The organism is Vibrio sp. L5-1 (assembly GCF_021728315.1).
GTDB classification, from domain to species: Bacteria; Pseudomonadota; Gammaproteobacteria; order Enterobacterales; family Vibrionaceae; genus Vibrio; species Vibrio splendidus_K.
In genome coordinates this window covers 504,465-528,078 of the sequence record NZ_JAKKCQ010000003.1, presented here as the reverse complement: position 1 = coordinate 528,078, position 23,614 = coordinate 504,465, and the positions used below count along the sequence as shown (strand labels likewise).

The window sequence follows — 23,614 nt, the reverse complement described above, 5'->3', positions numbered from 1 at the left end:
TATTTTCGCGAATAATATCAAAAACTGCTGCGAACACTAATCAAAATCACAAATTAGCGACGTTATTCAAGGCTTCAACTATGCTGTTGTATGGTTCTTTTGTCAGCATTATCTGCAAAATGGCAAAAGACATCAGAACTAACAGGGGCATGTTCTACTGGCTAGTCTAGGCTCATGCCGCTATAATTCCCGCCTCAAAAATCAGAGGTTGAAATATGTACAGCGATATCACTCCTATTCACGAACACAAAAAATACTGGGCCGAGTGCTACGGAACAGCACCCTTTTTGCCTACCAGTAGAAAGGAGATGGATGCTCTTGGATGGGATAGCTGTGACATTATTATTGTAACTGGTGACGCTTATGTCGATCACCCGAGCTTTGGTATGGCTATCATTGGCCGTTTGCTTGAAGCTCAAGGCTTCCGCGTGGGCATCATTGCCCAACCAAAGTGGGACAGTAAAGATGCCTTCATGGAGCTGGGTCGACCTAACCTATTCTTCGGCATCACAGCGGGTAACATGGATTCCATGATCAACCGCTACACCTCTGATCGCAAACTTCGTCATGACGATGCCTACACACCAAACAATGAAGGTGGTAAGCGTCCTGACCGTGCAACTCTGATTTATTCTCAACGTTGTCGTGAAGCCTACAAAGGCACGCCAATCGTTCTTGGTGGTATTGAAGCGAGCTTACGTCGCGTTGCGCACTACGACTACTGGTCTGATAAAGTTCGTCGCTCTGTATTGTTTGATGCAAAAGCAGACATCCTTCTTTTCGGTAACGCCGAGCGTGCACTGGTTGAAGTGGCACACCGCATTGCTGACGGCGAAGACATGTCAACGCTGACAAACATTCGTGGTACAGCAATCAACCTGCCTGCAGCACCTGAAGGTTACAAAATTATTGATTCTTCTCGTATCGAAAAACCGAACAAAGCCTATGTTCCGGTTAACCCGTACGAAGTAGAAACGCAGTGTGATACCAAGAAAGACGAAAAAGAAGAAGTAAAAGCACAGCCGATTACGATTCGTCCTTCTCGTCACGATGCAAAAACAACTGCGGTTCGTATCCCTGGTTTCGAAAAACTGAATAACGACCGTATTCTTTACGCTCACGCTAGCCGAATTCTGCACCTAGAGACCAACCCGTATTCAGGTCGTGCTCTTATTCAACGTCACGGTGACCGCGAACTATGGGTAAACCAAGCGCCAATCCCTCTTGCAACTGAAGAGATGGATTACGTGTTTGGCCTTGCGTACAAGCGTGTTCCGCACCCTATGTATGGCAAAGCAAAGATCCCTGCATACGACATGATTAAAACTTCGGTTAACATTATGCGTGGTTGTTTTGGTGGTTGTTCTTTCTGTTCAATCACAGAGCACGAAGGTCGTATCATTCAGAACCGTTCGAAAGAATCGATCTTGGATGAGATCGAAGACATTAAAGATAAAGTACCTGGCTTTACCGGTACCATTTCCGACTTGGGTGGCCCAACCGCGAACATGTATCGCCTAGGTTGTTCTGATCCTAAAGCTGAAATTAACTGTCGTCGTCCATCATGTGTGTTCCCTAAAATCTGTGAAAAACTGAACACAGACCACCAGCACACCATTGATCTTTACCGCTCAGCGAGAAAGGTTCCGGGCATCAAGAAAGTAATGATCGCATCAGGCGTTCGTTATGATCTTGCGATTGAGTCTCCAGAATACGTTCGTGAGCTTGTGACTCACCACGTTGGTGGTTACTTGAAGATTGCTCCAGAGCATACTGAAAAAGGTCCTCTGGATCTGATGATGAAACCGGGCATGGGCACTTACGATCGTTTCAAAGAGATGTTCGAGAAGTACAGTGCTGAAGCTGGTAAGAAACAGTACCTAATTCCTTACTTCATCTCTGCTCACCCGGGCACGGAAGATGAAGACATGCTTAACCTTGCGTTGTGGCTGAAAAAGCACAACTACGAGTGTGACCAAGTACAGAACTTCTACCCATCGCCAATGTGTAATGCGACGTCGATGTACTACTCAGAGACCAACCCTCTGAAGCGCGTGAAATACAAAAAACGTGAAGATGTTCCTGTGCCTAAAGGTGATCGTCAACGTCGTCTGCATAAAGCACTGCTTCGTTACCACGACCCTGAGAACTGGAAAATCATCCGTGAAGCACTGATCAGCATGGGCAAAAAGCACCTAATTGGTGACAAAGCGAACTGCTTAGTACCAGAAGAAGATTTTGAAGCTCAGACACCGGCACAGCGTCGTAAGTCTGGTCGTCACGGCTCACAACGTTTCGCAACTAAGCACAGTAAAGCTCAACCGGGTCTTGGCGGCGAAAGCCCACGTAACCATTCTAAGCCAGGTGGCAATAAGCCTAAACCGGGTGGTAAGAAGCCAACAGGTAGCCAAGGTAACGGCAATCAGGGTAATCAGGGCAATCAGGGCAACGGGAAGCAGAACGGTAATGGTAACGCGAATAAACCAGCGACTGGCTTCATCAAAAAAGCCCCTGCTAGTCAGCAATCGCAAGGTAATGGCGGCGGAAATGGCAAGCCAAACCGCAACAAAGCGGGCAATGGTCAAGGTGGTAAACCAGCAAGTAACGGAAAGAATCGCCAGCGCGCAACACAGCGTTAATCTAGCGACCCGATGTACTTCACTATCGTAAAAATACAAAGCGCAGCTATTTAGCTGCGCTTTTTTGTTTCTGTTACCGATGACTAACCGAAGGTTTCACTTGGCTATTGGATTACAAGGGCGCTTAACGGGTGAAGACCCAATACTGACTAAACAAATAGTTAGTGACCATGCCCACCAAGATACCAACGGCCATTGCGATAAATACAGCCCCAGTAAATGCAGGAAGCAATTCCGTCATCAGCTTAAAGCACAGCAAATTAGGTATCGCCGATATCGATGCGGAAAACATGAATTTTTGCCACTGAATCAACTTCTCTGACCAACTACCCTGCCCTTTGAAGTCAAAAGTTAGCACTCGATTACCAAACCACGTTGTCGTTGCGGCTGCAATGAAAGATCCTATCCGTGCACTCATCAAAGGCAGCCCAACGGCATAATGCAGTAACGTAAACACTAAGCAATCAACAACAAACCCACCAGCCCCAACCACAGCAAATCGAACCACCTTGTGGTGAGAGCGTAACCTCTGACTGTGCGTTTGAAGCTTGTTGTTGAACATTCGTAACCCCGAGTTAACGCTGAACATCGCTGCCACTTTGAATGTGACTCAACGATAGATTTGGCTTGATGCTTGAGCTATGACAGCTGAATAAAGCACGCTTTATTTTCACCGTTGGCTCTAGAATACACGTTAATGCGTTCTCTTTAATCTTGGTTTCCACTTCAGATCTTTTACCAATCAGATAGAACTTATCAATGCCATCTAGCTGCTCGATATCGAGAAGTTTTTTCGCTTGACCATGACTGTAAAATTGCCCAGAGAATGGTCGTTTACCCACGTAAAAGCTTGGCGCAGAATCCGTAATCTGTTCGAAGATAATACGGTCACTTTTCTCGTTCGCCTTGCCGAGATTCAGGTAGACCATCGCAATCATTAGCAACACAGGTAGAACCAAAGCCACGCTCGAGAACCACTTCTTATCTTTTTCCACTACGAGTATAGCAATCAACAAGCCAAGGGCCGGAATACCTGGCAGGACGTAAGCTGGGAGAATATTGCCCGCCATAGTGAAAAGAATCAGAGGTGAAATCAACCAACAGACAAGAAATGAAAACAAACCGCGATTTTCAGTATTAATTTCTGCAATTTTCTTACGTCGAGCAAATGCCAACATAGGTAATACAATCGACCACGGCGCAGCCGCTTGAAGCCAAAACAGCCAGATCATACCTCTTGCTTGATCATGGGCAGAACCATATAAATCGCCCTCCCAGCCACTCACAACAAAACGCTTAAAGTGCTCGCCAACAATAAAATAATCAATAAAGCCCGGTGTTGCCATTTCAGCCATGATGTACCAAGGCAAAGCAATCGCTAGCATCACACCCAAGCCAGACAACAATGGAAAGCGTTGCCAAAGCACTTTGAAAGCGCCAAAGAAGCCATGTTGTAATACTAACCAAGGGAAAACTGCGATGCCCATAATGACAATCGCTACTGGCCCTTTTGCAAGCAAGCCTAACGCTAAACCAATGAAACCGACATAACCCCAAGATCGATTAGTCTTCGCACTGCCTTCGCCTTTCCAACCCTCTCCTCCTAGCCAACACAAGTAGAAGCCTAACATGGCAATGGTCATCGCTAAGGTTAACGCGATGTCTGTCATCACAGCGCCCGCGGCAATAGAGAAAATACCGCATGTCGCCAACACTACCGCGGCAACCAACGCACTTTGCCCAGTTCGCTTCGCCATGTAAGCGGTTAACAAAATCGTCGCTACTCCCGCTAACCAGTGAGGTGCACGAACAGCAAACTCACTCAAACCAAACAGCTCAATACCAGCAGCACTCATCCATGTGAACAACGGTGGCTTGCCCCAAAAAGGAATGCCGTAATCAAACTGAGGTGTTAACCAATTACCGGTTTCTACCATCAAGCGAGCCATTTCTCCGTAGCGCGCCTCCGTAGTATCCATTAACGGATAAGTCGCCAAAGATAGGAGTCTTAAAACCAGTGCAAAAGCCAACAAATACCATAGGTGCGTTCTGTTCAGGCTCATGCTGACTCCTCTAATTTGAAATGTGTTTTTAATGCAGGTGTATCGACCACCGATTGGATCAGATACAAAGGACGATTCTTGGTTTCAATGAAAATACGACCTATGTACTCTCCCATTAAACCAATACTCAGGAGTTGAATACCGCCAAGGGCAAGTTGCACGACCATCATTGACGGATAGCCCGTGATGGGCTCACCAAACATGATCGTTTTGAATACGATGAAGACGCCATACACAAAAGCAGTAAGTGCCACTAAACCACCAACGGCCGTCGCAATACGCAGAGGTCGGATAGAGAACGAGGTAATCCCATCCATCGCCAAACCGATTAACTTGAGGTAGTTCCACTTGGTCTCACCACAGAAGCGAGCATCACGCTTAAATTGGAGCGTCGCTTGTCGGAAACCCGGCCATGAAAAAATGCCTTTCATGTAGCGGTTACGTTCTGGAAGCTGATTGATATGGTCGACAACCTCTCGGCTTAACAGTCGAAAGTCACCCACGTTCTCAGGCACATCAATCTTCGCAGCCACGTTCATTACTTTGTAAAAGCTCGCTGCTGAAAACTTCTTAAACCATGTTTCACCGTCGCGCTGGCTACGCTGCATATTGACGACGTCATAACCTTCGCGCCACTTGGCAATCATTTGCGGGATAAGCTCAGGTGGATCTTGTAAGTCAGCGTCTAGCAAAATCACCGCTTGTCCCCGACAGTGCTCAAGGCCTGCGCTCATCGCTGATTCTTTGCCGAAATTACGGCTTAAACCGATAACAGAAATTGAGCTATTGATTGAAGTGAATGAGCTCACCAACTCCAAGCTGCTGTCTTTGCTACCGTCGTCGACATAAACGATTTCACTCTTGATGGGTAAGCTATCAAGCACCTTGGTAAGGCGAGAGTGGAACTCTTCCAATACCTCTTGTTCATCGTAAAAAGGCACAATGATAGACAGAGAAACCGCAGGGTTGATCTGCGATGTGGAGACTTTAGGGCGGCTTATATGAAGTTCAGACATAATACGTTCTTCTATTTTTTAATCTGAATCCAATCTACCCTCCCATAAGTGAAAGTTATGTTATTGACATATTTTTCACGCTCACTCAGGATAATGTTACCGTCTATTTCTGTATGAGAATCAAAATGAAACGAGTTCTATTAGTCGAAGATAACCGTGAAATCGCAGGTGTCTTGTTTGATTATTTTGAGTGTATTGGCATGGAACTCGATTATGCGGACAACGGCGAACTCGGCCTGCAACTCGCGTTGGAAAACTCATTTGATATCATCATATTGGATCTGATGTTGCCAAGAATGGACGGCCTCACGGTTTGTAATAAACTGCGAGACCAAGGCAACGCAACGCCTATTCTAATGCTTACCGCGTTAGATAGCCGAGATGACATGTTGAAAGGGTTTGAGCATGGTGCCGATGACTATCTAACCAAACCTTTTGATTTGGATATTTTGGAAGCCCGAATGAAAGCGCTTGTTCGTCGTTACCGAGGAAAAGTGGCTTCTTCTAAGCTTCAGTTTGATGAACTCACCATTGATCAAAAAACCCGTAAAGCCTACCGTAAAGACAAACTGCTCGCACTTAACCCAACCACTTACACCATCCTTGAGATGCTGTGCCAAAAAGCACCTGAAGTAGTGACTCGTGAAGATATTTCCTACAAGCTATGGCAGGAAGACGAACCCAACAACGATGTGTTACGTAGCCATATCTATCAGCTGCGTAATCAACTCGACAAGCCTTTTGACACCCAAATGTTGATTACTGTCCCTAAAGTAGGATTCCGTTTGGAGTCTTCAAATTGATTTTGAACGTTCTCACTAGCACTAAAACTCTAACTGGCCGCCTAGCGGTTTTCTTTGGGGCAATGGCGGTCATTGTCTCGGTCTTTACCTACATAGTGTTTATGTCTGCACTTTATCTATCAGAAGATCGGGTGGGCGAAAGACGTATCTTGATTGACCGAAACTATGCGGTCGAGCAATTTCAGTCAGGGGAGAGTGGTAAAATTCGCATCGATGGTCTTACCATGGCATACAATGACCCTTCATTCATCCCTATCGAATACCGGAAATACATTGAAGGTAAAGAGAGCTTTGTTGGTGAGGTAGGAGAAGAGCCTGATTCACGAATGGTGTATGTCGGTGAGTATTCTGACAAAGGGAAAACCTATCCAATCATCCTTTTATCTGAAGTTGACCGCGTCGAGTTTAGTCATGACGAATTGGTGTACGCAACAACATTCGTTTTAACATTACTTTCCATTTTAATTTTTAGCTTTGGCGCTTTGCTCTATCGATTATCGAAACGACTGATAGAACCTTTCAACTTACTTTCAGAGCAACTTGAGACAAATAAATTAAACCTAAGTGAAGAGTTCGGTGTAAGTGATGACGCCGCCGTTGAGTTTCGCCAATTAACTGATCAGCTTAATCAATATCGTCGTGAAATTAATTCATTACTCAAACGAGAACAAGCCTTTGCTCGTTATTCAAGTCATGAGTTAAGAACCCCACTAACGGTCGCTCGTGGTGCGAATAAATTGCTATTAAGAAGCGAAACAACGGAATTTCAATCTCGTCAGGTTGAGCGCATTGATGAAGCCATTATCCAGATGTCAGAAATGGTCGATGCCCTACTCGGTTTAGTTCGTTATGAAAGAAACAGTGACGATGTACCACTGCGCTTGTTTAGTCAGCAAGAGTTAGAAGCTATCGTTTCCAAGAATTCATTACAGGCGGATGAAAAGCAAGTCGAGATATCCTCACACATTCAATCAGAGCCGACCATTCAAGCCACCAGCGCGATCATGAATATGTTGGTCGGCAACTTATTGAGGAATGCCATTGCAGCGACCAATAGTGGTACTGTCACTGTTACCCTGTCCAAGCAGAGTATTGTGATTGAAGACCAAGGTGAAGGCCTTCAGGAACAATACAATCCGAATGGTCATGGATTAGGTTTATTGATTGTCGACGACTTGTGCCAACGCTTCCATTGGGACTTTGAGTTGGTCAATCGTAACTCTGGAGGGTGCACTGCCAGAATCGCCTTTCAGACAGATTCACCCTCGCCCATACCAGAGCAAATAAACTCGCAGTACTAAGTTCAATATCCAACGAAAACTTGATTTAGTTGGTTTACAGCGCTGACTAGCTACTAGATACTCGTTAGTCCAATTTGATTTTAAAATGCTGGCTTTTTAGTCAGCATTTTTACTAAGTGCGATGAAACTAAATAATAGCCCTGTAACTCAACATCAATTTAACGATCACACCTTTTTCTTAAAGCGTGACGATCAGCTGCACTCCCACTTTTGCGGCAATAAAGCCCGCAAATTCATGAAGCTGCTGGAAGACGATCACCCAGAAACTACAACATTGATCAGCTATGGTTCTGCGCAGGCTAACTCTCTGTTCTCACTCGCGGCACTGGCAAAGATCAAAGGTTGGACGCTTGAGTTCTACGTCGACCACCTTCCCCAGTGGCTACTAGAATGCCCAATAGGTAATTACCGTGGTGCAGTAGACCTTGGCGCGAAGGTAATTTCAGTCAAAGAGACAGGCTCTGAGCTTCATCCACAGGAGTATATTGAGCAAATAAGACAGCCAGATTCTCAGTGCATTGTATTGCCTGAAGGTGGACGATCTCAGCTTTCTGAATACGGCGTGAAGCAACTGGCGATGGAAATACTTAGCTGGACGCGTTTCGAAAACAAACACGATTTTGTAGTTGCACTGCCCGCAGGTACAGGTAGCACATCGCTGTATCTGCATAAGCACTTAAAGTTACACAACATCCCAGTAATCACCTGCGCTTGTGTTGGCGGCAGTGACTACCTTACACAACAATTTAATGAGCTTGGTGAGTCCGATCATCCACAAATACTGCCGCTCAAAACCAAGCACCACTTTGGTAAGCTGTATCAACAGGATTATCAAACATGGTTGAACTTACAAGAGCAAACCGACATTGAGTTCGATCTGCTGTATGATCCATTAATGTGGCAATGTTTAGAACGATGGCAAGATAACAACCCAACCAAAACCATTATCTATATCCATCAAGGTGGCATCTTGGGCAATGAGTCGATGTTGCCGCGCTATCAGCGAAAATATCCGGAGATGAGCATTAGCAAAACCAACGCATCTTGGTAGTTGTTTTCCTTTATTCCCCCAGTTTAGCTATTCAAGTTTTGGTAAGCTGAGAACATCACAAAACAGCCATCGCACTCCCTCTCGATGGCTATTCATCAGCAATAGCCACCTGCTCTCCCTGCCATACATTTCAAGTTAGAAACAAAAATCTGGCGAGAATCATCGCGTTATCTATACTTTCGATTGGAATATCAATTGTCATCGAAAGGAATCACGCATGCGAACAATCACTACGCTCGGCCTGTTTTCAGTTTTACTGCCCTTCTCTGCGATTTCAGGAGAAAACATCACTTACCAAGTCGATGGTATGGATTACGAAGGCTATTGGAGTGAGGCCAGTGACCAAGCGCCTTTGGTGCTGCTAATTCACGATTGGGATGGCTTAACTGATTACGAAAAGAAACGTTCTGAGATGCTCAACGAACTCGGTTACAACGTGTTCGCCATCGACCTATTTGGTAAAGGCATTCGCCCGACCGAAGTAAAAGACAAAAAACAACACACAGGCGAGTTGTATAAAGACAGAGAAAAAATACGTGCACTACTTAATGCGGGAGCGATGGAAGCGAAAAGGCTTGGTGGTAACTTAGATAACAACGTGATGATGGGTTACTGTTTTGGTGGCGCAGCCGTTTTAGAAGCCGCTCGTGCGGGCATCCCATCGAAAGCTTATGTCACCTTCCATGGTGGTTTATCGACACCAAAAGGACAAGACTACTCTCAGACCAAAGCTCCGGTTGTCGTATTCCATGGCACAGCAGATTCTATGATTACAATGGAAGATTTTGGCAGCCTTGCCGCTCAACTGGAAACAACCAAGGTTCCGCATGAGATGATCACTTATAGTGGAGCGCCACATGCCTTTACCGTGTTCGGCTCAAACAACTACCAACAAGAAGCTGACCAAAAATCATGGGAACGCTTTACTCAGTTGTTAAGTTCGGTATCTCGTTAACTTTCAATCTAAATAACAGTTCAACGGCAGCCTGTTACCTAATTCGTACTAATTATTAGCGACTATTTCTTTAAATTTGGCTTTCGTCACTCAAAAAGAAAGCGCTTTCTTGTAGTGTATCTCTATTATCAATTAGGCACTCTGAATCAGATATGCTTTTTTAACTGTGAGAAATTATGAAATATTTAGCAATACTACCAGCGGTATTCGCACTCAGCGCCTGTTCAACAGTGACAGAGTCACCGGTTAGCTACCACAAAACTTCTCCGGGGCTAGAGTCACTACAAAATAACGAAAACTGCTGCGAAAACCTGAATACCATTCAATATCAAAGCATTACGAACCCAGAAGAGACATCTGTTTCGATCACCACAGCAAGCCCTAAAATCGAGTTCAAATCTGGCCGGTCCTTTGCTGGAGGGCTAAAGCTTCCTACAACACTAGATGCTATTCGTTTTTCATTGACTTCAAATGCTAATTATTCTGCATTTGTTCCGTCACTTTTGGTCTTAGACAAAAATTACCAGCCGCTAGATGTCATTGGCAATGAAAGCATTAAGTACCAGCCACTTAGCCTGCTTGATGGTGCTCGATATGGCGCACAAATAGAACTGCAAGAACGTTACTTAAACGGCGAGGCTCCTGCTTACTTGGTCGTATTCACAACCAGCGAAGCACTCGCGGAAACAACTCCTGTCGAAAAACCAAGTGATATGGCGATACGTTCTGGCGATATCCAGGCAAACATCGCCCATAACACGGACTACGCCATCCCCCACTCTGCAATCGGGAAAGTCTCCTTTGATTTTAAATTCACAGCGGTAACCACCGTTGTTGAAGAACAGAACCGTCAAAAGCGAGTTCAACAAATTATTCCAGAATCAACCGTAGCCCAATCAGATTTATTAACGGGAAATACACTGAATAAGAAAGAGGTTTATCAAACTCTTATAGAAAACTCGGTTTCATCTGGAGATTTTAGTGCAGCACTGACTTACGTTGAAGAATCTGAGCGATTAGGAATCGAAGGGATGCGAAACTCCTTTGTTGACGCGATGAAGCAATATCAAAAAGCACAATAACTCAGCCTCAAAGTAGTCGTTTATTTTCTCTCACTTTACCTCTTTTTTGAGCAAACGAGAGTTAAATAAACGACTGTTATCCCTCAGCCCTATTCAGGCATAAACGAGAATTCTAATTGCTCTAATTCTAAGCCTAATTTGATGAATTCAATATCCAACGAATAAAAGCCTTTATCAAGCTTAACGGAAAGCCCCTCAACTGAAACTGTCTCGCCATTAGTACCATTCACTGATAGAGACATCGCATACACGTTATTGAGACTCAAACTACACGCAGATTGAGCCAAAGTGCCGCTATCGTAATTAACAATACCTGCACATCGATACACACCAGCCTGTTTAACTTCCAAAACAATGCTGCGGTTTTCTCTGATATTAAGTGGTAATTCTATTGCACGTTGCTCCGCCGTCAGAGAGCAAAAGTCCCCATCAGTTTTACTCTGTTGTTTATCAAGATTTTGGGTCGCCTCAAAGCTCTTAACTGGATCAAAAATGACTAATGGGCGATCCATTGCTGGAGAATCCATAATAAAGCGACAGATATTTATCGCGCTTCGTTGCAACTCTCCCAAACTCAACATCCCATTTTCAAGCGCCTGTAATGTATCGTCGTTTGATGCGTTACTTTCAGCGCCATCGTGCTCAACGACCATATACAGATCATTTTGAGAGCGAAGCATAAAGGATGTGTAACTTCGGCTTTCAGAACCTCCTTTGATTGGGTCATTCATTTTTGCCCACCAATCCGTCATCACTATCCCTTTATAGCCCCACTCCTTTCGAAGAATAGTAGTATTGAGGTCGTAATTAGATGCAGCCCAGTGACCATTGATGGGGTTGTAAGCGGTCATAATGCTTGAAGCTCGCCCTTGCCTTACCGCTATTTCAAAAGGCCTTAGATGAATCTCACGGAGCGCTCGCTGAGAAACCACACTATCAACATCAAATCGTCCAGTTTCTTGGTCGTTCGCAACCAAATGTTTGATAGTACCGGACACGCCTGCAGATCTAAGCCCAGAAACCTGAGACGCCGCCATAGCTCCGGTCAAAAGAGGATCCTCAGAAAAATACTCGAAGTTTCGCCCGTTCAAAGGATGACGATGAATGTTAATCCCAGGCCCAAGCAATGTATCAATATGATTGGCTTGCATCTCTTTCCCTACTAAATAAAACAGTTGTTCATTCAGTTCTGTATTCCATGTGCAGCCCAATAGCGTGCCAATCGGGACTTGTGATGCTTTGTGTCCACTATCCATTCGGATACCCGATGGGCCATCAGCAGCCGCAACAATAGGGATACCTAAATCAAACAAGCTTGGTGATACACCACCAAAAGCCGCAGCCGTGCCAGGGGTTACCTTGGGGCTGCACATGCCTTCACCACGAACAATTGTCGCCAGCTGTTGTACCGTCATTTGCGATACAAACGCCTCAATATTCGCCTGTCCCTGCTTCACATCAAGCAACTTGATTCCCTTATCTTCACTAAAAGGAATCGAAGTTGGGAGTTCAGTTAGGATACGTTTGCTCAAATCTACACTTCGTAGTGGCACAGATTCATAGTCGCAACTGTAAACCCCATTTTGCCCTATCTCTTTTGGAACGAGCCTTTTAAAAGCGGTGACGGGTGCCAGAGCTTCCGTTAGTTGCTCAACAACTATTAGTTCATCAACTTTTATGCTTTCGTCAACCAGCCTTGCTTGTCGAACGCTGCCTCCCAAATAGAACTGATATTCCCCTGCTTCAAGTACATAGCTATTAGGGTGGCCCGTCTTACCACTATCATCAAATGACGCTAACGAAGATAGAAGAAATGAAACCTTCACACGTGCTGTTTCGTTTGGATCCAAAGTGGGTGTTTTTGCAAATCCTGTAAGTGCTCTAGATGGCTTCCCCAGCTGGCCTTGAGGCGATTCAACATACAGTTGAACAACATCCTTACCACTGTATTTCTCGCCTATGTTTTTAACTTCAATATCGAAGACCAACTCTTGTTCAGAGCCGGATCCAAGAATCGTTAATGCATTTAATTTATTTGAAAATTTGGTGTAGGAAAGCCCGAAACCAAATTCAAATTGAACGGATTTTGGGTTAAAGGTTTCAAAGTATCGGTACCCAACATAGATATCTTCTTGGTACAGATTACGCTCTTTATTTCCGAAGCTAGCGCTGGAAGGGTAATCAGATAAAGAGTGCGCAATAGTGTCGGTCAAACGTCCACTCGGGCTAACATCACCTGATAAAACATCAGCTAATGCATGCCCACCTTCCATCCCTGCAGCCCAGCTATACAAAATCGCCTTGATCGACCTTGCATCTTTGAGTGAGCTTACCCATGACATATCAATAATGTTGGTCACGTTCAGTATCACAATGACATCATCAAAATGTCCCGTCACTTTCTCCAACATTTGCATTTCGAGCGCGGTTAAATTGTAACTGCCTTGCTGCTGTGCATTGTCTTGATCCTCACCCGCCGTTCGACCGATAAAGATAATGGCTTTGTTAGATTTGGCGGCAGCATCCATCACAGCTGAAGTTGAAAGAGGCATTTCATCTTGAAAGCAAGGTTCTACTGCCCAACCACCACCGCCGTCATTGAACGGGTTGTCCTTGACCCAACGTTGGTATACCTCCACCAAACTGAGATTAAGATTGATGTTTGGATTTTCATGCAAGCCATGTAATGCATTTACGGAATAAGGCACATTCACCGCTCCACCCGATCCAGTGCCACTTCGGTAGGTATCAATCTGACATCGACCAAAAAGAGACACCGTATCACTAGTCTGCAATGGCAATATTGAATCACTATTTTTTAGTAGCACAATGCCCTCAGTAGCCGCTTGTCGACTTATTGGTGCAAGCTGCTTCTGTGCTTCGAGAATTTCCACAGTATTCATTTTGAGTCCTACCATTTTTTTACTTAGAGCAAAAATTTGACCTCTCGCTCTAAAAGTTAATATTGTCTTTGTTCAAAAAATAGTAATCTTAACTACGGCGTGTAACTACCAAATAAGCGACAGTTATGGGTAAAATAGCGACATGAAAACCAAATTTAGACTCCAAAGTCATCAGAGATATCCCCAGATAAAATTTGCCTATGTCGATGGTCATCACGATTTCGACTTTGACGTACATAGCCATGACTTTTCTGAACTTTTCTTAGTTGTGAGTGGTAGCGGGAAGCATACGGTAGCTAGCCACACTTACCCTTTAAGTACAGGAGATGTATTTGTTATTAATGGGGATATTGAACATGGATTTTGTGAAGTAAATAAACTGAAGATTGTAAACTTGATGTTTGATACGGCATTGCCTTTTTTTGAGGTTCCTTCAATGCGTCAAATGCCAGGCTATCAAGCACTTTTCAAGGTAGAACCGATTGCTCGACAAGCGTCGGAATATCAAGCAAAGCTTACGTTATCAGTTTCTCAGTTGAAACGAATCAATGAACTTCTACAACAAATCAAATCGGAATACGACAATGCAGAACAGGGGTTTGAAATCATATTGACGAGCACAATGCAGCAACTTGCGATAGAACTTGCTCGGCGATATCAAGAACAGACCCATAGCTTACCAAAAACAACCCTAGCATTGAGCCGTGCTCTCGCACATATTGACCGTCATTACAAAGAAGTAGGATTAGATACAGAAGCCATTGCACAAGCGGCGTATATCAGCAAAAGGCAACTAGAAAGGTTATTCAGGCAGTTTTTAAATACATCCCCGAACCAATACATCAAAGGCCTTCAAATTAGACACTCGGCAACCTTATTGTTAAACGACAACAAAAGCATCCAACACATTGCTGAGTCTTGCGGCTTTTCTGACAGCAATTATTTCTCCAAGTGTTTTAAGACCCAAAATGGATGCAGCCCTCGAGAATTTAGAAAGCAACATTCTTCCCATAACTCATAATCCTTTGCCCCTTAAACCTTAAACCTTAAACCTTAAAAGATTAAAAGATTAAAAGATTAGATATGTCACACATAAAAAAACCGCTTCTTTCGAAGCGGTCAATGAGTATCTTTGGCAAGAACACATTTGAAAAGAAATTCAAATATGGAAGACTCATAGCAATAAAAATGAAACTCTTTGTGCTGCTAGGAAAGAGATCAACTATTGCAATAAATAGGGATATCGAGAACCTTACCCGCCCTAAAGGCAAGGCCGTCATACCACTCCCCCGGTATGCTCGATATCACTTAAGACCCGAAGGTAAAAAATTCTACCACCACATGTCAGCTTGAATACCTACAACAAAGTCGCCCTCTTTACCCGTGCCGTCTTGCATTTCACCATCAAGGTAAGATGCCATAAAGCGAATTTCTGGAGATGGACCGAAGCCAGAGTGCACAACTAGAGTCGGTGCTACTGTTAGCTTGTAATCATAAGAATTCTTTGACTCACCATTACGGTCTTCGTAGTTGTACATGTAACCAGCTTCGGTAGCGATAAAGAAGTTTTCTGAAATTGGGAACGTTGGTCGCACCATTGCTGATACCCAGCCGTCTGTGTCGCCATTGTCAAAATCGTTGTACTGGGTTTGAAGAGAGTGGAAAATATTCACACCATTGTCAAAAAAGTACCCACCCCATGCTAAAGCACGTAGTGATACATCGTTTTCATCAACAGCCTTCAAACAAGACGTCCCACAGCCCGTGCCTGTCGTTAACCAACTTTGATAGTCGCTACCAGGCTTGTACGTGTTGTAAGTTGTAAGAGTACCACCTAAAAGGTTACCCGAACCTAAGCCTTTACCAGCCTGCGCGATGTATTTTGTAAAGCCTTTATCTGACAACCCAAAGACAGACTCAGTGTGAACAATTGCCGTCATTTCATAGCCATTCTCAGCGAATGCTTCTGGACCATTACCAAAACCTAAATCGACCATATTGTCTGGCATATACTTAGCCATAGCGTGAAGTTCAACACTGCCAAAGTTCACGCCAGCATGAAGTGCATGCATGATATTGTTGCTGTCACCCCAGAAACTTGTATCGCCAGAATCATCGCTTGCAATGTAAGCAAAGTCCCACTTATTACCACCTAGCTCAACACCTTCAATACCAACACCAGTACCCGACATATCCGTGTAGAAAAAGTCGGTCATAAAGATGTAATTATCTTTACCATAAAAGCGCTTACCCCCCCATACAACACCGGTTTCAGATACACCTTCAAACTCGACAAAAGTTTCTGCCATACCAATTTCGCTGTTGGTTGCATCGGCATTGGCACCAAGCTGGTTGGTTGCATATTCCGCATTGTTGGCTGCAGCTCGTGTTTTGATTCGAATTTTCTGACCACCGTCATTCTCAAAATTTTTCTGCAGTGCAACTTCAAAGTGACTATCCGACTCAACACCCAATCGACCTAAACGCTCTTTAGATGCAGGGAACTTTGCACGTTTAAAATCATCATTTTCACTGAATAGAACACCAGCACGGAAATAACCGTGAAATTCAAATCCATCCGATTTTTCGGCATGTACAGCAGGTGCAGTAGACAAGCCAGCTGTAGCGACTAAACAAGCAAGGGTAAGCTTAGAAAGTTTCATAATAACTCCATGTTCTAAATTATACTTTCACAAAGAAAGCGCTTTCTTTATTTTTCTTAAAAAAACCAATCGAACAGATTTAAAGAAGATCAAATCTAAGCCCACATTTACTATGCACTCTTAATCTTATTGGCTTTAACCGCTCAGTTGGTATGGAAAGAGTATAAATCGATCCTGTGAATATAAACCGTGATCAAACCCAACAAAGAAAGCGCTTTCTTATGCGTGAGTCACAAAAACCCAAGATGTTAAGTATTTTGTTTGAACAATTATGGAACTAAGTAAAATATCACTGACCACATAATAAGAACGTATCGGTCCGTTCAATCACGCAGAATTTGCCTCGAGCACATAAACGATTTCCTCCCGCAAAAATCATCGCAAAAAAAAGGGAACATACATAGTATGCTCCCTTTCTATTCAAGCTTTGATTAAAAGTAACTAGTTAAAAGGCTTACTTTTCAAATCGAATATTGTCTAATTTAAAACTCATTTCTCCTTGAGGCTCAAACACTAAAATATTAGTGATCACTGTAGGATCAGCTTGATTCCCACCAGCAAAACGGTTGTCTCTCTTTAAAATGTCAGCTATTGGAATACGTACCGTCTTCCATTCATTCATTACTGATAGCGGCACGGTATAGTCACTTGTTTTCGGCCAGCCACTGTCCATCTTAACCAGTAGTTCAACCCCATCAGCCATACTCTCAACTTTCAAATCAAAGACCAGTTCACCCGTTTCTTGCCAATGTGTCACATCCGTTACAGGAGAACGAAAATAGATATTTCCTGCTCCTTGACTCTTATTTACTTGTAGCACTGTTCCACGATCTGGTTCGGTCAGTTCTTGATAGTCAACAATATCCAATGGGTCATAACTTGCATAAGCCAAGCTTGCGTTAAGAGTTTCGGTAAAAATCTCCAACGTTGGTCCATCGGCATAACTATCATCGGTTGCTAAGATCTCTGGCGCTTCGTGCCCGATTACTTGTATTGCGTGTTCAGAACGACTTGCACACCCTTTTCCTTTCCAACGATCAACCTTACAACGGTAAACCTTTACTGAATCAACTAGCATTGTTTTCGGAAACAAACCTTCGTCGATTCCTTTATCATTTGCGTTTGCTGACCACGCCCCACCGACAGCCAAGTTCAATAACAAATGAAACTTTTCATCAAACGGAGCTGCTCCACTCGCATTAATGAGTTTCCCTTCTTCCGCTTCATATTGGCTGTACCAACCCTCTTGAGTTTGAGTCGCGTAATGAATATTGTCTACATACCAACGAATTTCACCTTCTTCCCACTCAATCGCGTATGTATGGAAGCCATCAGTAGGGTTCACACCATTTGGCAATATCGCGGCCTGCCCTTTATAAACATTGTCTGGCCAATTTCGTCCGTAATGTAACGTCCCATAGATTCGGCTCTCTAGATCATCATTTTTCGCTCCCGCCGCATCTGAAAGTGTGTTTAGGTTAACCGCTTCCATAATATCGATTTCGCCAGAAGCTGCCCATGAGCCATATTTATTATCGGTTGGCAGCATCCAGATTGCGGGCCATGAACCTTGTCCACCAGGTAACTTTGCTCTGATTTCATAACGGCCATATTTGTTGTCACGCTTGTCTTTGCTGCTCAATCTCGCAGAGGTATAAGGAAGAGTCTTCGTTGCTCCACCAAGCGAGCCTTCAGCATTATCAGGCCCAGTATGACTTTTCTTCAGCGCGACAATGTGTAAAAGGCCATCTTTAACAAACGCGTTATTCGGATCATCCGTATAGCACTGTTGTTCATTGTTCCCTCCTCCCCAGCAGTTCACTTCTAATGACCAATTGCGTTTATTTATTTGCTCACCGTTAAACTGGTCTTCCCACACCAATTGCCAATCAGAGCTTGAAACAACCGGTACATGGGATAGCACAATCGGCTTTTCGGTTTGAGCTAAGTCGGCACTGCCAGAAGCCGGTAGTTCTACCGTCGTACAACCGGACATCAATGCCGCGGTAGTCAAAGACGCTAATATTTTTACCTGAGTGTTGAGATGTTGCATTACAGCTCCTTGTATCACGACCTTCCAAACAGGCGACACGTAATATGGGTGCCCCATAAAGATAAAATCGATTAATGAGTGACTTACGAACATGACGCGGAGATACCATGCCCGCCTTTATGAAAATGAGTATATAAAAGTGCCTAGCGTTAAAAAGAGACCATGATCACCCAAAGAAAGCGCTTTCTTGTTTGATTTCACATTTTGTTAAAATTGATTGTAATTCGAGCAGAACCCCAATTAAATTTCATTGCGGATCGATGAATTAATTTCCTAAGAGACCTATATTTACTGGTATCTTTTTAAAAATATCTGTTCAATACTCAAAAAGTACGTTTTCTTTGATAATAGCACCAAAGAAAACGCTTTCTTGAGTATTTTATAATGTCTATGAAAATATCCGTTACCTTACTTTGTATGCTTAAGAATTAAATTAAGCGTTAAGCAGTTCAGAGTTTTCAAATATTAATCATTGGATTACTAGGCTCGTGCAAACCACAAAGGTAATATAGCTTAGTTAACTCCTAATAGAGATAAGGCCACTACCATTGATCACCATTAAAGAAGTATCTGAACTTGCTCAAGTTTCTCAATCAACCGTCTCAAGAGCATTGAATGGTCACCCTACGGTAAAAGAGGCCAATCGCGAAAAAGTATTCAAAGCGATTGAGCAGTTAGGTTACAAACCGAACGCATTTGCCCAAGCTCTAGCATCTAGCCGTTCAAATAGTATCGGCATGTTAGTCGGCTCACTTGATGGCCCTTTCTATGGCCCATTAATGCACACGGCTGAAGATACTGTTCGCCAGAGCAATATCCACTTGATCGTTACCAGTGGCCAAGAATCACGCACCAAAGAGCTAGACTCCATCCAGTTTTTGCAATCTAAACTTGTGGATGGCCTCATTGTTCACTCAGACAAGCTCAGTGATGACGAACTGATCAAAATAGCGAAAGGCAGTGAAACAATGATTGTTCTCAACCGTTTTATTCCTGAGATTTCTGATCGCTGTATTTACATTGATAATGAGCTTGGTGGCTACCTTGCAACGAAGCACTTACTTGAAAACGGGCATAAAAAAGTCGCTTGTATAACAGGCCAGTTGAGTAAAGTTGATAGTAGAGATCGCTTTCAAGGGTATCGAAATGCCTTGTTAGAGTTCGGTATCGAATACAACGCAGGGCTGTTTGTAGAGGGGCGCTTTGATCATCAAGGCAACCACGACGCTGCGCGACGCTTGTTAGATCGAGACCCGGAGATCACCGCAATTTTCTGTCAAAACGATAACATTGCACTTGCGGTATATGACGTAGCAGCAGAGCGAAACCTCATTATTGGGCGAGACCTTTCGGTCGTAGGCTTCGATAACGATACTCATAGCCAGCATATTCGTCCTCGCTTATCGACGGTCGACTTTCCTGTCCATGAAATGGGAGAAGAAGCTGCAAAAGGTGTTTTATCGTTAATTAATAAACGCGACTACCCATTGAAGCACAAATTAACCCCGACATTGATTGTAAGAGAGTCCGTGGCCAAGCTTTGATTTTCGTAAATCAAAAACCCTATTTTTACAATTATAAGAAAGGCTCTAAGTATTCACTTAGAGCCTTTTTATTTCACTTTAAATTAGAATTAGAGTAACTGGTGCTTTGACAATACGACAACAACTTTCTCAATGAGGCCACTACGAGAAAAGAGCTGTGAAGCCATTTCACGATTTAGCGTTAACGATGCAAATGCCTCACTTGATCCGTCTTTAAACTGAACTTCAATACCCTGTGTTGGCTCATCATTGAGTTGGTAAATAAATGGTACCTGACAGTAAGTAAACGCCAGTTGCCCAGCCTGAACAATAAAGCTCTGCATTTGTCCTTCAATATTTTGACAGTCAAAAGTCGCCGCTTTTTGCAAGAACTCTTTAGGACTAAGAAGTGATGGGTTGATTACAATTGTGCCATCAACGACCTCTAGACCTAGCTCTCCAAAACGGGTAATCACTTCCTCCTTAACTTGCCCTGTCATCCCTGGCTGCTGTGCTCCAGAGTGCTTTGGCGTATGAGAATACGGATCCGTCGGAAACGCACCGTAGTTTTCCGGCGTTTTGTTGAAGCCAATACCAGCTCTCACTTTGTAATAGTAATCCGCTAATTTAAGAGTTTCCTTACTATTAGAATCCATACTCCAAGCATGCTGATAATTTTCTTGCACAGCTAGCAGCAACTTAGAAACCATATGCCAATAGATACAACCTAAACCTTCATAACCAAACATGGTGCCCGAACGCCCAGTAAAGGCTTTATGGTTGAATACACGCTCATACAAACTAGATACATGACAAAATTCATCATCACTAATTGACGGGTAATCGGCTTTAATTTCATCAATCGCAGTCTGAAGGAAACCTTTGTTTTCAAAACTTGAATTGAAATGGTAAGAACCTTTGCTGTCTTGGTTTACTAATCTGTTATCTTTGGCAACAACCATCATGCTTAACAATTTGCTCTGATCAATGTCTTTAGCGTCTAAACAGTTTTTGTCCATAAAAGAAGCCAGCTCGCGGTCAGGGTAAAGCATGAAGCTATTTTGATCAGCACGATACATATCACTGGCAAACAATTTATCCAACAACTCAACCGCTTGTTTAGGTGATAATAGACCCGAACTTAATACTGCAACCTGTCCTTCTAGCATCGGGTAAAGCTCTTCAACCATTAAGCTCTCACCAGAACAACTCAAGATGTTATACGCATTATACAAACCGTCTTCACGCAAGTTGTTTGTAATCGTAGAATCCAGGATTTTTAAGCTCGCGCCCATCAATTGAACAATCGCTTCTTTCTCAACTTTAGTTTTCCCTGAAAATCCATTTACTCGGTAAACACGCTCACGATAGTTAGCAGCAGATTTAGCCAGCTTAGTCAGCATTGCTTTGCGAGTTTGACGAGTTACCGTATCTTGACGAATCTCTGTATTTGCCTCTGAAACAATCTGTGTAACAGAAGACATCCACTCAAACACTTCTTTGGAAATACTGTATGAAGATGGTGACTTCTCTAACAGGCGCTGCATAAAGGCAACATAGCGACGCATGTAGTATAAGGTTACCATTGACAGACCGTTGCCAACGATAGCGTTGTTTGCATCATTCCATTCTGGACGTTGTGTATTGAGCCAAATACCACCATCAAGCACTAAGTTACTCAATTTCGCCAACAAAGGTACGAGTATCTTCTCCATTAAGTTGACCATATAAACTTCTTGGTCACCCGTCATCAACAAGCGACCGTCACTGCCTAAACTCTTGACACGTTGCTCTGTCAGTTCCTGCAGGTCTTGGTTGAACTCAACGGTATCTTTAGGGTTATCAAAGAGACCTTGCACTCCACAAAGCTCGTAAGGCACATTGGCATAACTAAAAATGTCACTTTCTAATAATTCGATAAGATCGCTTTGCTCAAATTTGTCTGCCAGCTCAAGGAATTTTAATAGATAGATGATTTGATGATCGCCCCAGTAACCAATGTTACTCCAAGGATCATCCGCCTCTAACAGCTCCCAATCTACACCATCTTTAGTGATTCGATACGGATTGTAGCCGTCCACCGTTGAAGCATTAACAAACTTAGAGATGAATGATTTGATGAACCCAGGATAACTAAGAGCCATCGCTTCCCAGTTTTGGAAGATATCACGCCAGTTGCCTTGATAAGAAAGTAAGCGTTCGCCATTTTCATCTTTGAGCTTAATCTCATAGTGGTTCCAAGGGCGGCTAGGGTCACCATGACGACGTCCAAAAGTAAGCGGTAGATATTCGTAGCTCAATCGAACTAATTGAGAATCTCCTGTCGCTTTAGCGCGCGAAACTAATTCGGAATGGCTGAAAACATCCCCTAACTGTTCAAAAAAGTCTTGATGGCGGCCAACTATCTGAGAGTTGGCCTTTTCCATAGTTTTAACTACGTCAGCCTTTTCTAACATATAGCCGTTTTCAAACACGCCACCACGCATGTTATTGAACAACACATTGGCATAATGGTGAACGCTTGTATTTTCTTCAGCTGTTATTTGCCACGCATCCGCGCCAGACATCAATGTGATCAATTCATTTTGATTATCTGCAATGCTCTTTTCTAAAGCTAATACTAGGTTAGCAGGAACAGAGAGCTCAGATTGAAGCTGACAGATATCGGAATGAGTCTTGTCTATATCAGCGACAATCGACCAAACTTTGGTTTGATGTGCTCGCAGTGTCAGAGACTTATGAACTAAATAGCTTCCTCTAATCCCTTTAGTCAAAGGCTCACTTTCAATCGGTCGCCCTTTTCTAAATGCATTCACCTGAGTGCTAGTCAGTAAAATTTGGCTAGTTTCTGTTTCTAAACTAAAGACTGTAGTCGCCAGCAAAGATTCAGCAGGGTCCGCTCTATCGCTCAATTTGGCATACATGCTGAATAGTGCTAATGAACTACCATCAACTTGCTCATTCCATTTGTACGCATCAACTAATGCGCTTCTTGTTTGGAGTGCTGATAGTGGAGCGCCTGAAGGTAGTATATTTTGTAAGCCATCTAGCGCTTCAACTTTACGCTCGAAGCTCGCTAAATTGGTCAGCTTTGAACGACGAATAAAGCCGTATTTCTCGCTCGTATTCCAGCTGTATTGGAATTTCAGTTGCAAAGTATGGTTTGTTTCTTCAAATACGATCTTGTCTCCAATCGTATTTTTGTAAAGGTTACGTTCAACCTGGAAAATCCCATCATGAAACGTGTTGAACGGTTCCCAAAGTACAACCTTGTCACCGTATTCAATGCGAAAAATGGATTTCGACCCGGTATTTTCAGCGTTTTCATGAATATGGTCGACAGACTTATAAGGGAAAAGCGCATTTTCCGGACGAATGCGTCCTGCTGAAAGGCTGCCTGTCGATGAAATAAATAACCAGTGATCGCTCGACGATACAACGCTAATAAAAAACGGCGTCATTTGGTCAACATTAGAGATTTGGTAGTAACGCTCACCATCTAAATCAACGAACTTACCATCAACTTCAGATGTGAAATTATTGTCTTTTTTCATATCAAAAT

15 protein-coding genes are annotated in these 23,614 nt (G+C 43.4%); 8 read left to right on the top strand and 7 right to left on the bottom strand.

The genetic code is table 11. The features are described from left to right. Nucleotides 1-215: 215 nt before the first annotated feature. Entirely contained in the window at nt 216-2,639 is a 2,424-nt protein-coding gene (locus L3V35_RS14780) for a YgiQ family radical SAM protein (RefSeq protein ID WP_267136137.1), read from the top strand. Nucleotides 2,640-2,763: 124 nt separating this feature from the next. Here the strand turns inward: L3V35_RS14780 and L3V35_RS14775 are convergent, their stop codons facing one another. Genes L3V35_RS14775 through L3V35_RS14765 form a run of 3 tightly spaced genes read right to left on the bottom strand, consistent with a single transcriptional unit; the run spans nt 2,764 to nt 5,718 of the window. Next, nucleotides 2,764-3,228, bottom strand: a complete 465-nt coding sequence (locus L3V35_RS14775) for a GtrA family protein (protein WP_237300162.1) — start codon at nt 3,226-3,228, stop codon at nt 2,764-2,766. Beyond that, on the bottom strand, nt 3,215-4,702 hold the full coding sequence (locus tag L3V35_RS14770) for a glycosyltransferase family 39 protein (RefSeq protein WP_065204865.1): 1,488 nt from the start codon (nt 4,700-4,702) through the stop codon (nt 3,215-3,217). The genes L3V35_RS14775 and L3V35_RS14770 overlap by 14 nt, the downstream gene beginning before the upstream one ends. Continuing rightward, the gene (locus L3V35_RS14765) at nt 4,699-5,718 is read right to left on the bottom strand and encodes a glycosyltransferase family 2 protein (RefSeq protein ID WP_054547324.1); all 1,020 of its coding nucleotides are present in this window, start codon (nt 5,716-5,718) and stop codon (nt 4,699-4,701) included. Before L3V35_RS14765 ends, L3V35_RS14770 begins: the two co-directional genes overlap by 4 nt. Before the next feature lie 125 nt (nt 5,719-5,843). On the opposite strand from L3V35_RS14765, the gene L3V35_RS14760 reads away from it, so the two are divergent. The 5 genes from L3V35_RS14760 to L3V35_RS14740 all read left to right on the top strand — a co-directional run bounded on the left by L3V35_RS14760 (nt 5,844) and on the right by L3V35_RS14740 (nt 10,910). Then, nucleotides 5,844-6,521, top strand: coding sequence for a response regulator transcription factor (locus tag L3V35_RS14760; protein WP_029405344.1), 678 nt, complete (start codon nt 5,844-5,846; stop codon nt 6,519-6,521). Further along, entirely contained in the window at nt 6,518-7,822 is a 1,305-nt protein-coding gene (locus L3V35_RS14755; RefSeq protein ID WP_237300161.1) for a HAMP domain-containing sensor histidine kinase, read from the top strand. Before L3V35_RS14760 ends, L3V35_RS14755 begins: the two co-directional genes overlap by 4 nt. Nucleotides 7,823-7,943: 121 nt before the next feature. Continuing rightward, nucleotides 7,944-8,873 (top strand): pyridoxal-phosphate dependent enzyme, encoded by a 930-nt coding sequence (locus tag L3V35_RS14750; RefSeq protein WP_171314178.1) that lies wholly within the window; start codon nt 7,944-7,946, stop codon nt 8,871-8,873. 217 nt (nt 8,874-9,090) lie between these two features. Further along, nucleotides 9,091-9,828 carry a dienelactone hydrolase family protein gene (locus L3V35_RS14745; RefSeq protein ID WP_237300160.1) on the top strand — a complete coding sequence of 246 codons (738 nt, stop codon included), beginning with the start codon at nt 9,091-9,093 and terminating at the stop codon, nt 9,826-9,828. A gap of 176 nt (nt 9,829-10,004) precedes the next feature. Further along, the gene (locus L3V35_RS14740) at nt 10,005-10,910 is read left to right on the top strand and encodes a MalM family protein (protein WP_146455851.1); all 906 of its coding nucleotides are present in this window, start codon (nt 10,005-10,007) and stop codon (nt 10,908-10,910) included. An 89-nt stretch (nt 10,911-10,999) separates the two neighbouring features. On the opposite strand, the gene L3V35_RS14735 is transcribed toward L3V35_RS14740, so the two are convergent. Next, nucleotides 11,000-13,813: a glycoside hydrolase family 3 protein gene (locus tag L3V35_RS14735; RefSeq protein ID WP_237300159.1), complete on the bottom strand. Its 2,814-nt coding sequence runs from the start codon at nt 13,811-13,813 to the stop codon at nt 11,000-11,002. A 142-nt stretch (nt 13,814-13,955) separates the two neighbouring features. Between L3V35_RS14735 and L3V35_RS14730 the strand changes: the two genes are divergently transcribed. Next, on the top strand, nt 13,956-14,834 hold the full coding sequence (locus L3V35_RS14730; RefSeq protein ID WP_171330504.1) for a helix-turn-helix domain-containing protein: 879 nt from the start codon (nt 13,956-13,958) through the stop codon (nt 14,832-14,834). Nucleotides 14,835-15,144: 310 nt separating this feature from the next. Here L3V35_RS14730 and L3V35_RS14725 read toward each other — a convergent pair whose 3' ends face one another. Continuing rightward, nucleotides 15,145-16,476, bottom strand: coding sequence for a carbohydrate porin (locus L3V35_RS14725; protein ID WP_054547316.1), 1,332 nt, complete (start codon nt 16,474-16,476; stop codon nt 15,145-15,147). Nucleotides 16,477-16,930: 454 nt separating this feature from the next. Further along, nucleotides 16,931-18,529: a glycoside hydrolase family 16 protein gene (locus L3V35_RS14720; protein WP_237300158.1), complete on the bottom strand. Its 1,599-nt coding sequence runs from the start codon at nt 18,527-18,529 to the stop codon at nt 16,931-16,933. A gap of 548 nt (nt 18,530-19,077) precedes the next feature. On the opposite strand from L3V35_RS14720, the gene L3V35_RS14715 reads away from it, so the two are divergent. After that, entirely contained in the window at nt 19,078-20,073 is a 996-nt protein-coding gene (locus tag L3V35_RS14715; protein ID WP_054547314.1) for a LacI family DNA-binding transcriptional regulator, read from the top strand. Nucleotides 20,074-20,162: 89 nt separating this feature from the next. Here the strand turns inward: L3V35_RS14715 and L3V35_RS14710 are convergent, their stop codons facing one another. Further along, complete coding sequence (locus tag L3V35_RS14710; RefSeq protein WP_237300157.1) at nt 20,163-23,606, bottom strand: hypothetical protein; 3,444 nt, start codon at nt 23,604-23,606, stop codon at nt 20,163-20,165. Nucleotides 23,607-23,614 lie beyond the last annotated feature (8 nt).

What these genes read in the sequence shown, in the direction of transcription:
- L3V35_RS14765 (WP_054547324.1), bottom strand. Translation starts at nt 5,718, where the DNA reads ATGTCTGAACTTCATATAAGCCGCCCTAAAGTCTCCACATCGCAGATC.
- L3V35_RS14745 (WP_237300160.1), top strand. Translation starts at nt 9,091, where the DNA reads ATGCGAACAATCACTACGCTCGGCCTGTTTTCAGTTTTACTGCCCTTC.
- L3V35_RS14780 (WP_267136137.1), top strand. Translation starts at nt 216, where the DNA reads ATGTACAGCGATATCACTCCTATTCACGAACACAAAAAATACTGGGCC.
- L3V35_RS14770 (WP_065204865.1), bottom strand. Translation starts at nt 4,702, where the DNA reads ATGAGCCTGAACAGAACGCACCTATGGTATTTGTTGGCTTTTGCACTG.
- L3V35_RS14760 (WP_029405344.1), top strand. Translation starts at nt 5,844, where the DNA reads ATGAAACGAGTTCTATTAGTCGAAGATAACCGTGAAATCGCAGGTGTC.
- L3V35_RS14730 (WP_171330504.1), top strand. Translation starts at nt 13,956, where the DNA reads ATGAAAACCAAATTTAGACTCCAAAGTCATCAGAGATATCCCCAGATA.
- L3V35_RS14750 (WP_171314178.1), top strand. Translation starts at nt 7,944, where the DNA reads ATGAAACTAAATAATAGCCCTGTAACTCAACATCAATTTAACGATCAC.
- L3V35_RS14710 (WP_237300157.1), bottom strand. Translation starts at nt 23,606, where the DNA reads ATGAAAAAAGACAATAATTTCACATCTGAAGTTGATGGTAAGTTCGTT.
- L3V35_RS14740 (WP_146455851.1), top strand. Translation starts at nt 10,005, where the DNA reads ATGAAATATTTAGCAATACTACCAGCGGTATTCGCACTCAGCGCCTGT.
- L3V35_RS14720 (WP_237300158.1), bottom strand. Translation starts at nt 18,529, where the DNA reads ATGCAACATCTCAACACTCAGGTAAAAATATTAGCGTCTTTGACTACC.
- L3V35_RS14775 (WP_237300162.1), bottom strand. Translation starts at nt 3,228, where the DNA reads ATGTTCAGCGTTAACTCGGGGTTACGAATGTTCAACAACAAGCTTCAA.
- L3V35_RS14735 (WP_237300159.1), bottom strand. Translation starts at nt 13,813, where the DNA reads ATGAATACTGTGGAAATTCTCGAAGCACAGAAGCAGCTTGCACCAATA.
- L3V35_RS14725 (WP_054547316.1), bottom strand. Translation starts at nt 16,476, where the DNA reads ATGAAACTTTCTAAGCTTACCCTTGCTTGTTTAGTCGCTACAGCTGGC.